General features: G+C 68.5%; 9 protein-coding genes. All 9 read right to left on the reverse strand.

Going from position 1 to position 12938, the window contains the following annotated elements; translation table 11 throughout:
• Nucleotides 1-18 precede the first annotated feature (18 nt).
• On the reverse strand, nucleotides 19-3771 hold the full coding sequence (metH, locus tag BM249_RS02400; protein WP_091968598.1) for a methionine synthase: 3753 nt from the start codon (nucleotides 3769-3771) through the stop codon (nucleotides 19-21).
• 159 nt (nucleotides 3772-3930) lie between these two features.
• Nucleotides 3931-4851, reverse strand: a complete 921-nt coding sequence (gene metF, locus BM249_RS02405; RefSeq protein ID WP_091968600.1) for a methylenetetrahydrofolate reductase [NAD(P)H] — start codon at nucleotides 4849-4851, stop codon at nucleotides 3931-3933.
• Between the two features lie 58 nt (nucleotides 4852-4909).
• Nucleotides 4910-5932 (reverse strand): ArsR/SmtB family transcription factor, encoded by a 1023-nt coding sequence (locus BM249_RS02410; RefSeq protein WP_091968603.1) that lies wholly within the window; start codon nucleotides 5930-5932, stop codon nucleotides 4910-4912.
• A gap of 53 nt (nucleotides 5933-5985) precedes the next feature.
• A complete protein-coding gene (locus tag BM249_RS02415) occupies nucleotides 5986-6909 on the reverse strand; it encodes an ROK family protein (RefSeq protein WP_091968605.1) in 924 nt (307 codons plus the stop codon).
• Nucleotides 6906-8306: a dicarboxylate/amino acid:cation symporter gene (locus BM249_RS02420; protein ID WP_091968853.1), complete on the reverse strand. Its 1401-nt coding sequence runs from the start codon at nucleotides 8304-8306 to the stop codon at nucleotides 6906-6908. The genes BM249_RS02415 and BM249_RS02420 overlap by 4 nt, the downstream gene beginning before the upstream one ends.
• A gap of 177 nt (nucleotides 8307-8483) precedes the next feature.
• A complete protein-coding gene (locus BM249_RS02425) occupies nucleotides 8484-9308 on the reverse strand; it encodes a CYTH domain-containing protein (RefSeq protein WP_091968607.1) in 825 nt (274 codons plus the stop codon).
• Between the two features lie 355 nt (nucleotides 9309-9663).
• A complete protein-coding gene (msrB, locus tag BM249_RS02430) occupies nucleotides 9664-10065 on the reverse strand; it encodes a peptide-methionine (R)-S-oxide reductase MsrB (RefSeq protein WP_091968609.1) in 402 nt (133 codons plus the stop codon).
• Nucleotides 10066-10168: 103 nt separating this feature from the next.
• Nucleotides 10169-11320: a YihY/virulence factor BrkB family protein gene (locus BM249_RS02435; RefSeq protein WP_091968611.1), complete on the reverse strand. Its 1152-nt coding sequence runs from the start codon at nucleotides 11318-11320 to the stop codon at nucleotides 10169-10171.
• A 90-nt stretch (nucleotides 11321-11410) separates the two neighbouring features.
• A complete protein-coding gene (locus tag BM249_RS02440) occupies nucleotides 11411-12931 on the reverse strand; it encodes a malonate--CoA ligase (protein WP_091968613.1) in 1521 nt (506 codons plus the stop codon).
• Nucleotides 12932-12938: the final 7 nt, after the last annotated feature.

Genomic DNA, 12938 nt, shown 5'->3' on the forward strand with positions numbered 1-12938 from the left:
TCCCAAAGACGTTCGACGTTACTCCGCCGCCGCCACGAGATAGCTCGCCGGATCGTAGTTCAGGATCGGCCCGAGCCAGCGCTCCACTTGGGCGAGATCCATGCCCTTGCGGGCGGCGTAATCCTCGACCTGATCGCGCTCGACCTTGGCGACGCCGAAGTAATGCGCCTCCGGATGGGCGATGTAGAGGCCCGACACCGACGAGCCCGGCCACATGGCGTAGCTCTCCGTGAGCTTCACGCCGATGCGCGATTCGGCCTTCAGCAAATCGAACAGCGTCGTCTTCTCGGTGTGGTCGGGCTGCGACGGGTAGCCGGGGGCCGGGCGGATGCCGGCGTAGTCCTCGCGAACGAGGTCCTCGGGCGTATAGGTCTCGTCGGCGGCGTAGCCCCAGAATTCCTTGCGCACGCGCTCGTGCATCTGCTCGGCCAGGGCCTCGGCGATGCGGTCGGCCAGCGCCTTCACCAGGATCGAGCGGTAATCGTCGTTGGCCCGCTCAAAACGCTCGGCGATGCGAACCTCCTCCAACCCGGCCGTGACCACGAAGCCGCCGACATAATCGCCCACCCCGCTCCCGGCGGGAGCCACGAAGTCGGACAGGCAGGTGTTGGCGCGCCCGTCGCGCTTCGACAATTGCTGGCGCAGGCCGTGGAAGGTGGCGAGCTTTTCCGAACGGCTCTCGCCCGTATAGAGCGTGATGTCGTCGCCGATGCTGTTCGCGGGCCAGAAGCCGATGACCGCCTTCGGATTGAACCAGCGCTCCGTGACGATCTGCTTCAGCATCGCCTGCGCATCGTCGAACAGGGCTTTGGCCGCCGGGCCCTGGGCCGGGTCCTCGAAGATCGCCGGGTAGCGGCCCTTGAACTCGTAGGTCTGCAGGAACGGCGTCCAGTCGATATACGGCACAAGGTCCGCGACGTCGTAGGAGGCGAACACACGGGCCCCCGTGAAGGTCGGCTTCTTCGGCGCGTAGCCCTCCCAGTCGATCCGGAACGGGTTGGCGCGGGCTTTCGCCAGCGGCAGGCGCTGCTTGTCGCGTTCCGAACGGGCATGGGCGTCCGAGACCTTCCGGTACTCGGCCCGGATGCCCTCGATGGTGGCGTCGCGCGTCTCCTTCGACAGCAGGCTCGACACCACGCCGACGGCCCGGCTCGCATCGGTGACGTAGACGGTCTGCCCGCGATTGTAGGACGGGTGGATCTTCACCGCCGTGTGGACGCGGCTCGTGGTGGCACCGCCGATGAGGAGCGGCACGTCGAAGCCTTCGCGCTCCATTTCGGCCGCCACATGCACCATCTCGTCCAGGGAGGGGGTGATGAGGCCAGACAGGCCGACGATGTCGACGTTCTCGCGCCGGGCCGTATCGAGGATCTTGGCCGCCGGCACCATCACGCCGAGATCGATGATCTCGTAGTTGTTGCAGGCCAGCACGACGCCGACGATGTTCTTGCCGATGTCGTGGACGTCGCCCTTCACCGTCGCCATGAGGATCTTACCGGCGGCCTGGCGCTTGCCGTCGCCGCCATTGGCGCGCTTCTCCTCCTCCATGAAGGGCTCGAGATAAGCGACCGCCTGCTTCATCACCCGGGCGGACTTCACCACCTGGGGCAGGAACATCTTGCCCGAGCCGAAGAGATCCCCGACCACGTTCATGCCGGCCATGAGCGGGCCTTCGATGACGTGGAGGGGCCGCTCCGCCTGCTGGCGCGCTTCTTCCGTGTCGGCCACCACGTATTCGGTGATGCCGTTGACCAGAGCATGCTCCAGGCGCTTCTCGACGGACGCCTCACGCCACGAGAGGTCGGCGGTCTTGGCCTGGACTCCGCCGCCGGACTTGAAGCGCGCGGCGGCGTCGAGGAGCCGGTCGGTGGAATCGGCGCGGCGGTTGAGGACCACGTCCTCGCACAGCTCGCGCAGTTCCGGCGGCAGCTCGTCGTAGATGGCGAGCTGGCCGGCATTGACGATGCCCATATCCATGCCCGCCTGGATGGCGTGGTAGAGGAACACCGCGTGCATCGCCTCGCGCACGGGCTCGTTGCCGCGGAACGCGAAGCTGAGGTTCGAGATGCCGCCCGAAATGTGGGCGTGCGGCAGGGTCTCGCGGATGGTCCGCGTCGCCTCGATGAAGGCGACGCCGTAGCCGTTATGCTCCTCGATGCCGGTGGCGACGGCGAAGACGTTCGGATCGAAGATGATGTCTTCCGGCGGGAACCCGACTTCCTCGGTCAGGACCTTGTAGGCCCGGGTGCAGATCTCGACCTTGCGCTCGTAAGAGTCGGCCTGCCCCTCCTCGTCGAAGGCCATCACCACCACGGCGGCGCCGTAGGACCGGCACACGCGCGCATCCTGGATGAACTTCTCGACGCCCTCCTTCATGGAGATCGAGTTCACGATGGCCTTGCCCTGAACGCATTTCAGGCCGGCCTCGATGACGTGGAATTTCGAGGAATCGATCATCACCGGCACGCGGGCGATGTCCGGCTCGGCGGCGACGAGGTTGAGAAACTCGACCATGGCCTTCTCGGAATCGAGCAGACCCTCGTCCATGTTGATGTCGATGATGCTGGCACCCGCCGCCACCTGATCGCGGGCGACGTCGAGGGCCGCCGCGTAGTCGCCCGCGGTGACGAGCTTACGGAATTTGGCCGAGCCCGTGACGTTGGTGCGCTCGCCGACATTCACGAAGGGGATCTCCTTCGTGAGGGTGAACGGTTCCAGACCCGAGAGGCGCATCAGGGGCGGTACCTCGGGAATGGCGCGGGGCTTCACCCCCGCGACGGCCTGCGCGATGGCGCGGATGTGGTCCGGCGTGGTGCCGCAGCAGCCGCCGACCATGTTGACGAGGCCGGCGGTGGCGAACTCGCCCACCAGCTTGCCCATGGCCTCGGGGCTCTCGTCGTAGAGGCCGAATTCGTTGGGCAGGCCCGCATTCGGATAGGCGCAGACCAGGGTGTCGGCGATGCGCGACAGTTCGGAGATGTGGCCGCGCATCTCGCGGGCGCCGAGGGCGCAGTTGAGGCCGATGGTCAGCGGGGTGGCGTGGCGGAGGGCATTCCAGAACGCTTCCGGTGTCTGCCCCGACAGGGTGCGGCCGGAGAGATCCGTGATGGTGCCCGAGATCATGATCGGCAGGACCATGCCGCGTTCCTCGAACACCGCCCAGGCGGCCGCCACGGCGGCTTTCGCGTTGAGGGTGTCGAAGATGGTCTCGATGAGGATGAGTTCGGCGCCGCCATCCATGAGGCCGCGCACCTGCTCGACGTAAGCCTGTTTGACCTCGTCGAAGGTCACGGCCCGGAACCCTGGATTGTTCACGTCGGGCGAGATCGACAGGGTGCGGTTCGTCGGCCCGATGGCGCCGGCAACGAAGCGGCGGCGCCCGTCCTGCTGTTCGGCGAGGGCCGCGGCCTCGCGGGCGAGGCGGGCGCCCTCCGCGTTCAGCTCGTGGATGATCGATTCCATGCCGTAATCGGCCTGGGCGATGGTGGTGCCGGAGAACGTATTGGTCTCGCAGACATCGGCGCCGGCGAGGAAGTAGTCGAGGTGGATCTGCCGGATCGCATCGGGCTGGGTCAGGATCAGCAGGTCGTTGTTGCCCTTCTGATCGTGGCCGTGATCGAGGAACCGCTGGCCGCGAAAATCCGCCTCGCCGTAACCGAGGCGCTGGATCACGGTGCCCATCGCCCCGTCGAGGACGAGGATTTTTTCCGCAGCCCGCTGCCGCAGGGCCGCTTCGATCTCTTGTCCGTCGACGGGGCGCAGGTTTGTCATGGCTCTCTCGGCGTCCTCCCGGGGCCGCGCAGCGGAACCCGGGATCCGGAACCGCGACGGTCCGGGAAAATCTGGGATGGCGGCCGAACGCTTCCGTCCGGCGACGCGGGCGTATGGAAAGCCCCGGGTGCGCTCATCGCGCCCCGGGATGACGGGTGTTCAGGCCGCTTTCGCGGTTTCCACCTTCGGGGCCTGCGAACGCAGGCCGAGGAGGTGGCAGATGGCGTAGACGAGGTCGGAGCGGTTCATCGAGTAGAAGTGGAAATCCTCGATGCCCCGGTCCACGAGGTCGAGCACCTGCTCGGCCGCCACCGCCGCCGCCACGAGGCGGCGGGTGTCGGGATCGTTCTCGAGGCCCTCGAAGCGGGCGGCGAGCCAGTACGGCACCGAGGCGCCCGTGCGACGGGCGAAGTTCGCCGATTGCTTGAAGTTCTGCACCGGCAGGATGCCGGGGATGATCGGGATGTCGATGCCGGCGGCGCGCACCTTGTCGACGTAGCGCAGATAGATGTCGTTCTCGAAGAAGAACTGCGTGATCGCCTGATCGGCGCCGGCATCGACCTTGGCCTTCAGGGCGTCGATATCGGCGTCCAGCGAAGACGCCTCCGGGTGCTTCTCGGGGTAGGCCGAGACCGAGACCTTGAAGTCGCCGATGCGCTTAATGCCGGCGACGAGATCGGCGGTGGTGGCATAGCCGCCGGGATGCGGCCGGTAGGCGGTGCCGATGCCGTCCTGCGGATCGCCGCGCAGGGCCACGATGTGGCGCACGCCGGCATCCCAGTAGGATTGCACCACGGCGTCGATCTCCTCACGGGTGGCATCGACGCAGGTGAGGTGGGCGGCGGGCTTCAGCGTGGTCTCGCGGACCATGCGCGCCACGGTGTTGTGGGTGCGCTCACGCGTCGAGCCTCCGGCGCCGTACGTGACCGAGACGAATTTCGGCTGGAGCGGCGCGAGACGCTCGATGGACTTCCAGAGGATCTGTTCCATCTCGTCGGTCTTCGGCGGGAAGAACTCGATGGAGACGCGGATGGGGCGGTAGCCGTCCCGGCTGGCGCGGTGTTGGGAGGCGGTGGGCATCGGGGACGTCCTCAATGTCGGTCGGTTCAGACGAGGCGGGAAAGGGGGCGGGGGCCGCTCAGGCGACGGCCCGTTCGGGCAGAACGGTCCGCGCGGGCAGGGCGTGAACATCCGACCCGAGCCAGAGCGTGACGGTGAGTTGGTGCTCGGCTTCCCCCGGAGGCGGCGCGAGATCGCGGGTGGTGACGGTGCCGAGGCCCGCATCGTTGAGCCAGCCCGTCACCTGCTCGGGCGCGAAGCCGAGACGACGATGGGCCTGGGTCTCGCGCAGGAATTCGAGGCCGTGCGGCGCGAAATCCACCACCAGGAGCCGTCCGCCCGGCGCCACGAGGCGCGCGGCCTCGCGAAGCGCGCGGGCCGGATCGTCGAGGTAATGCAGCACCTGGTGCACGAGGACGAGATCGAAGCTGCCGCGACCGAACGGCGGCGCGTGGATGTCGCCCTGCCGCAGATCGACACGCGATAGGCCGGCGCGTTCGAGGTTGGCGCGGGCGACGGACAGCATGGCGTGGCTGGAATCGAGGCCGGTGGCACGGGTGGCGCGCCCGGCGAGGAGACCGAGCATCCGGCCGGTGCCGGTGCCAAGATCGATGAGGTTGTGGATCGGCTTGGTGCCGAGCACGTCGAGCACCGCCGCTTCCACCGTCGCCTCGGGGACGTGGAGGGAGCGCAGGTGATCCCATTTCGGGGCGAGGCGGGCGAAGAAGGTCTGAGCGGCCTCGGCGCGCTGGGCCCGGACGGCGTCGCGCCGCGCCCGGTCCTCGGAGAGCGGCGGGCTGCCCGCATCGAGGCCGGCGATGAGCGGATCGACGAGGCCGGCGCGGCCATCGACGAGGCGAAAGAACGCCCAGGCGCCCTCGCGGTGACGCTCGACGAGGCCGGCTTCCACCAGGAGCTTGAGGTGGCGCGAGATGCGCGGCTGCGACTGGCCGAGGATGTCGGTGAGGTCCGAAACCGACAATTCACCCTCCGCCAACAGCGCGAGGATGCGCAGGCGCGTCTCCTCGGCCGCCGCGCGCAGCACCCCGAGGGCATGCGCGAACGGCACCGACGATTGCACTGGGGAACTCGCGTGAGACATAAAGATATCTTTATGTGCAAACGCAAGCCCTGGCAAGGGGCGTCCGCCTGAGGTCAGAATGCGTCCGCGCCGTCGTCCCACAGCCACGCCGCCCCGCGCACGCCCGAGGCGTCGCCATGTAGGCTCGGACGGATCGGGGTGTCGAACCGATCGGAGAACACATGCGCCGCCGTGAGGTCGCCGAGACCGTCGAACAGTTCGGGTAGGCGCGAGAGGCCGCCGCCGATGACGATGACGTCGGGATCGAGGATGTTGACGACATGAGCGAGTGCCCGGCCGAGGCGGTCGCGGTAGCGTGCGAAGGTCTCCTCGGCGCGCGGATCATGCGCCCGCAGGGCGGCCACGACGGCCTCGGCCGGGAGGGCCTCCCCGGTTCGGCGGGCATGGTCGGCGGCGAGGCCCGGCCCCGAGAGCCAGGTTTCGATACAGCCGCTGCGGCCACAATAGCAGGCCGGCCCCGGTCGCTCGTCGTCGCGGGGGCGGGGCAGCGGGTTATGGCCCCATTCCCCGGCGATGCGGCCGCGACCGGCCAATGCCCGCCCGTCGAGGGCGATGCCGGAGCCGACACCCGTGCCAAGGATGATCGCCCACACGATGGAGGCCCCGGCGCCCGCCCCGTCCACGGCCTCGGAGACCGCGAGGCAATTGGCGTCGTTCTCGACGCGCACGGGCCGACCGAGGCGCTGGGCCAGGTCGGTCGCGAAGGGGCGACCGTTGAGCCAGGTCGAGTTGGCGTTCTTGACGCGGCCCGTCTCCGGCGCGAGGGCGCCCGGCATCCCGACCCCGACGCTCCGCGCGGGTCCGGACCGGGCTTCGAGATCGGCCACGAGGGCGGCGATGGCCGCGAGCGTGGCGTCGTAATCGTCGCGGGGCGTCGGAACCCGGGCTTCCGCCCGCGTCGCCCCGGCCCCGTCGAGGACGATCCCGGCGATCTTGGTGCCGCCGAGATCGATGCCGAGCCGTAGGCGGTCGCTCACCGCACCCGCGCGGGGGTCGGCGCGGCGGCGGCGGACGGCGTGGTGATTGGGTCCATGTTGGGCGCGTGATCCGAGATATCGGTGCCGATGGAGACGGGGTGCTCCATCACCTGACGCAGCTTCTCCCGGTCGAGTTCGCCCTCCCAGCGGCTCACCACCACGGTGGCGACGCCGTTGCCGATGAGGTTGGTGATGGCCCGGCACTCGGACATGAACTTGTCGACGCCCAGAATCAGGGTCATGGCGGCGACGGGCACGGGGTTGTTGGGAATGGCCGAGAGCGTCGCCGCGAGGGTGATGAAGCCGGCGCCGGTGACGCCGGACGCCCCCTTCGAGGTCAGCATCGCCACGATGATGATGGTGGCGTACTGGCTGATGGACAGATCGGCGCCGACGGCCTGGGCGAGGAACAGGGTCGCCAGGGTCATGTAGATGTTGGTGCCGTCGAGGTTGAACGAGTAACCCGTCGGGATCACGAGGCCGACCACGGAATCCGAGGCGCCCAGCCGGCGCATCTTCGTCATCATGTGCGGCAGCACCGTCTCGGACGACGAGGTGCCGAGGACGATGAGGAGTTCGTCCTTGATGTAGGCGAGGAAGCGGAAGATCGAGAATCCGGCCACCCGGGCGATGCCGCCCAGCACGAGCACCACGAACAGGAAGGCGGTGACGTAGAAGGTGCCGACCAGCCAAGCGAGATCGACCACCTTGCCGATGCCGTACTGGCCGATGGTGAACGCCATGGCGCCGAAGGCGCCGATGGGCGCGAGCTTCACCACGAGGCCAATGATGCGGAAGAAGATTTGCCCCGCCGTGTCGATGGCGTGGGCGATGGCCTCGCCGCGCTGGCCCATGCCGGTGACGACGACACCCGTGAGGATCGAGATCAGCAGCACCTGGAGCAGGTCGCCCGTGGCGAAGGCGTCGAAAAAGCTCTTCGGGATCAGCGCCATGATATGGCCGGTCACCGAATCGTCGGCGGCCAGCTTCGCGTACTTCTCCACCGACTTGCCGTCGAGCTTCGTCACGTCGGCGTTGAAGCCGGCGCCGGGGCGAACCACCTCGCCGACGAGGACGCCGATGAGGAGCGCGATGGTGGAGACCACCTCGAAATAGACCAGGGCCTTGAGGCCGACGCGGCCGACCTTCTTCAGGTCGCCAATGGACGCGATGCCGTGCACGATGGTGCAGAAGATGATCGGCGCGATCATCATCTTGATGAGGGCGATGAAGGCGTCGCCGAGCCACTTGACCGACTTGCCCCATTCCGGAGCGACGTAGCCGAGCAGGATGCCGAGCGCGATGGCGATCAGCACCTGAATATAGAGAACCTTGTACCAGGGCTCGGCCACGCGGGGGGGCTCGGCCACGGTGCCGTGAGTTATCGCCTGGGACATCGTTTCCTCGCCCGTGCGCGCCGGAACCCGCGCATCTCTCTGCTTCTTGCCGGCGAAGCTAGCGAAGTTGCGGGTGCCACTCAATCACGCGGTTCGGGATGACAATGACATTCCCGTACGTGCGACCACCTTCGGAGACGCGCGCCGCGCGCCTCCGAGGACCGATTCGACCGACGATCAGGTCTGATTGCGGCGCGGCCGAACGGTCCAGCGCTCGAACTCGGCCGTCTCCTCCGCGCGAGCCGGCTGGGCCGCCTCACCCTCCGTCGGCTGCGGCTGCGGGTTGCCGAGGGCCTGCGACAGGCTCTCGATCACCTCGTCGATCCGCGCGTCGGTGGGGCCGGCATCCTGCGGCGCCGGCTCGACGGGAGCGGGGGCCGGCGGAGCGGCGGGCGGGGGAGACGGCCGGCGCAGGGCCTTCATGCCATCGTCCTCCGCGGGCTTCGGCGTGCCGCCGCCGAAACGGCCGAAGCCGAAGCGAGGCTCGACGAGGTCGAGGACGGCTTCGAGGGCCGCGTTGCTCAGGGCGATCTCGCCCGGCTGCGGCACACCCTGCAGGGCGACGGCATGGCGCTCGTAGGCGGCATCACCCGTCACCTCGGGGCCGAACCAGGCGGGGACGGCGAAGGCGTTGGCATCCCCGATCTCCTCGAACACCACGCTGACGAGGTCGAGGGCACCGGGGGTGACGTAGCGGTCGATCCGCGCCTCGCGCCCGCCACCGAGGGCGAGCACCGTGCGGTCATACAGGGCCTTGCCGCCGCAGACGTCGAGGAGCGCGTCGCCGTGGGCGCGCGGCACGTCCGTGCGCTCCTCGCTCGAAACCCCGTCCGGCCCCGTATTGACGAGGACGAGGTGACATTGCTGGCCATCGACCCGCACGTAGGAGACGCGGCCGCCCTGGGGCGCGAAGTAGCCCTCCGTGATCCGCGCGCCGCCACGCTCCTTGCGGATGAGGCGCACGAGGGAGGGGGCGACGAGGAACCGGCGAACGATGCTCATACGGACTCTCCGGGATTCGTTCGTCCCACGGTCTCATGTTCCGCCGGACTGATGGGGGAGGACGCTCCGGTCGCGCGACCGGAACGGTTTGAGGCGACACCCGACGACGGATGCCCCGTACTCATCGAAAAACAGTCTCTACGGGACTAAGCAAAACATCGCGGAAATCAAGGCTCTACGCCCGTTCGACGCTTCGATCGGAGCCTTCGTCCCCACCTTCGCGGCGGAACCGCCCCTCCCGGCGCCCCTCACACGAACGCCGTTCGATTCCTTCCGGAACGACGGCGTTCGGCGACGCTCAAGCGCCGCAAGGGCACCGCGAGACGGTTCCCGTTCCGATCGAGGGTAAACCGGATCAAGCCTCCGGCTCGAACCGCAGGGACACACCGTTCATGCAGTAGCGCAGGCCGGTGGGCGGCGGGCCGTCATCGAATACATGGCCGAGATGGCCCTTGCAGCGGGCGCAATGGGCTTCCGTGCGGGTCATCCAATGGGAGCGGTCGACCTGGGTTTCCACCGCGTCGGGAAACGGGGCGAAGAAACTCGGCCAACCGGTGCCGGACTCGAACTTCGTGCCATTCTCGAACAGCGGCGCGTCGCAGCCGGCGCAGTGGAAGATGCCCGGACGCTTCTCGGCGTTGAGGCAGCTCGTGCCCGCGCGCTCGGTGCCGTGCTCGCGCAGGACCCGGTACTGCTCCGGCGTGAGGATCTCCCGCCACTCGGCTTCGGTGCGGGTCTCAGGATTCGCTGTGGTCATGATTCAAGCTCTCGGGGCATCCGTCAGCCGCCTATATGGGGTTCCGCCCCCAGTCCTGGGAGACCTGGCATTCCAGACGTCAGGTCGCGCCCCGGGGCGGTGGCTAAGCCACCGCCCCGAGGGTATCGGCCATGCGGGCCTGCCGCGCGCCCATGGGAAGCTCCGCGCCCGTGGTGGTGTCACGCGCGGTCTGGTGCTCCATCTCGGCGTTGATCTCGCCGCCCACGAGCACGATGGTGGTGGAAATCCAGATCCAGGTCATGAAGCCGATGGCGGCGCCGAGCGACCCGTAAGTCTCGTTGTAATTGCCGAAGCTCGAGACGTACCAGGAGAACAGGATCGAGGCGAGGAGCCAGAGGAAACCCGCGACGACGCTGCCGGTCCCCACCCAGCGCCAGCGTGCGTGTTCCCGGCTCGGGCCGTAGCGGTAGAGCAGCGACAGGACGCCCAATACCACGAGGAGCAGGGCCGGCCAGCGCAGGAGGGCGAGGAGCCAAGCCGTATCGCTGAAGCCCACGAAGGTGAACACGATGGGCAGCACGACGATGCTCGACAGGGCGAAGATCGTGAACAGCAGCGCCCCGATGGTGAAGGTGAGGGAGCGCAGGTTGAGCATCACGAAGGAGCGTTTCTCCTCCTCCTCGTAGACGACGTTCAGGGCATCGAACATCGCCTTCATGGCGGCGTTGGCGCTCCACAGGGAGATCAAGAGGCTGGTGAAGAAGGTCACCCCGAGGGTGCCGGTTCCCTTCGCGGCGATGCGCTTGACCTGATCGCCGACGATCTCGATGGCGCCCGACGGCAACACGCCCTGCAGACTCGCCAGATGCTCGTTGATGGAGTTCACGTCCGCGACGAGGCCGTAGCACGAGACCAGGGCGGCGATGGCGGGAAACAGGGACAGGAGGGTGTAGAACGTGACCCCGGCGGCCACCGACAGCACCCGATCCGCGATGAACTCGCGGTAGACCCGAACGAGGATGTCCTTCCAGCCCAGGCGGGTGATCTCGAGGGGGGTGCGCGCATCGCGGCCCCGCTCGGGCTGCGTGGCGGCAACCCATTCGGCGGCGGGGCCCGTGTGGGATTGCGCGCCCTCGGTTCGGCCGGGCTCCGGCGGAGCGACCGCCGAACCTGCCCCTCGTGGCCGGGCTCGGCTCCCCGCCGCTAGGACGACGAGGGCGGTTCCGAGGGCCAGGGTCCACAGCACGGGGGCGGCGCCCTTCGGGGCGGGCGCCGGTTCGGGGGAGGAGGACATCGCTTCGGGAACCGTCGGGCAGAAAAGCCAAGCTTGAGCTTACGCCGGTCCCAACGTCAACGCGCGGGCGGACGTTCCCGAGGCGCCGCCTCAGGCGCCGTAGAGTTTCCCGTGGATGTCCCGCAGGACGTTCTTCTGCACCTTGCCCATGGCGTTGCGGGGCAACTCGTCGACGAACAGCACCCGCTTCGGACACTTGTAGCGGGCGAGACGCGCCTCCAGGGTGCGCAGGATCGTCGCCTCGTCGGGCGCCCCCTCGCGGGCGACGACCACGGCCGTGACACCCTCGCCGAAATCGGCATGCGGCACCCCGATCACCGCCGATTCCACCACGCCCGGCAGGGCGTCGATCTCGTTCTCGACCTCCTTCGGGTAGACGTTGTAGCCGCCCGTGATGATGAGGTCCTTGCCGCGTCCGACGATGTGGACGTAGCCTTCACGGTCGATCTTGCCGAGATCGCCGGTGATGAAGAACCCGTCGGCCTTGAACTCGGCCGCCGTCTTCTCGGGCATGCGCCAGTAGCCCTGGAACACGTTCGCTCCCTTCACCTCGATCATGCCGACGGCGTCGGTGCCGAGGGTCGCCCCCGTCTCGGGGTCCACGACCCGGACGGCGACGCCGGGCAGGGCCGGCCCCACGGTGCCGGCCACCCGCGCGCCCTCGTACGGGTTCGAGGTGTTCATGTTGGTCTCGGTCATGCCGTAGCGTTCGAGGATGGCGTGGCCGGTGCGGGCCTGCCAGTCGCGATGCGTCTCGGCCAGCAGCGGCGCCGAGCCCGAGACGAACAGCCGGATGGTCTTCGTCACGTCGGCATCGAGGCCCGGCTCCTTGAGGAGGCGGGTGTAGAAGGTCGGCACTCCCATCATGGCGGTGGCGCGCGGCATCAGGCGGAGCACCTGGGCGGCGTCGAACTTCGCCAGGAACAGGAGGGTGCCGCCCGTGACGAGAATGACGTTGGTCGCCACGAACAGGCCGTGGGTGTGGAACACCGGCAGGGCGTGGATGAGCACGTCGTCGGCCGTGAAGCGCCAGGCTTGCGCCAGGGTCCGGGCGTTCGACGCGAGGTTCTCGTGGGTGAGCATGGCGCCCTTGGAGCGCCCGGTGGTGCCCGAGGTGTAGAGGATCGCGGCCAGATCGTCGGGGCCGCGCGCCACGTCGGCGAAGTCTTGCGCTTCCGCGTCGGCGGCCTCAGCCATGCTGCCGCGTCCGGCAGCGTCGAGGGTCCGCACCTGCGCGACGCCGGCCGCCTTCGCCACTGCCTCAAGGGCTTCGCGCTTGCCCGGATCGCACACGAACAGGGCCGGTTCGGCGTCCCCGAGGAAGTAGGCGATCTCGGGAGCGGTATAGGCAGTGTTGAGCGGCAGGAACACGGCGCCGGCCCGCACGGCACCGAGATACAGGAACAGGAACTCCGGGCTCTTCTCGGCCTGGACCGCCACCCGGTCCCCCGGCTTCACCCCCAGCCCGACGAGGGACGCCGCGTAGGCGCCCGAGCGCGCCACGAGGTCCGCATAGGTGAAGCGCGCGCCCTCCCCCGTCTCGATGAAAGTCTTGCCCGCGGGATCGGCGGGCAGGTTCGCGCGAACGAGGTCGAACAGATGGTTGGACATGCGGGGT

The organism is Methylobacterium gossipiicola, from assembly GCF_900113485.1.
Taxonomy (GTDB): Bacteria; Pseudomonadota; Alphaproteobacteria; order Rhizobiales; family Beijerinckiaceae; genus Methylobacterium; species Methylobacterium gossipiicola.

Coding starts and splice junctions, on each gene's coding strand:
- BM249_RS02440 (WP_091968613.1), bottom strand. CDS start 12,931: ATGTCCAACCATCTGTTCGACCTCGTTCGCGCGAACCTGCCCGCCGAT.
- metH (WP_091968598.1), bottom strand. CDS start 3,771: ATGACAAACCTGCGCCCCGTCGACGGACAAGAGATCGAAGCGGCCCTG.
- metF (WP_091968600.1), bottom strand. CDS start 4,851: ATGCCCACCGCCTCCCAACACCGCGCCAGCCGGGACGGCTACCGCCCC.
- msrB (WP_091968609.1), bottom strand. CDS start 10,065: ATGACCACAGCGAATCCTGAGACCCGCACCGAAGCCGAGTGGCGGGAG.
- BM249_RS02425 (WP_091968607.1), bottom strand. CDS start 9,308: ATGAGCATCGTTCGCCGGTTCCTCGTCGCCCCCTCCCTCGTGCGCCTC.
- BM249_RS02420 (WP_091968853.1), bottom strand. CDS start 8,306: ATGTCCCAGGCGATAACTCACGGCACCGTGGCCGAGCCCCCCCGCGTG.
- BM249_RS02410 (WP_091968603.1), bottom strand. CDS start 5,932: ATGTCTCACGCGAGTTCCCCAGTGCAATCGTCGGTGCCGTTCGCGCAT.
- BM249_RS02435 (WP_091968611.1), bottom strand. CDS start 11,320: ATGTCCTCCTCCCCCGAACCGGCGCCCGCCCCGAAGGGCGCCGCCCCC.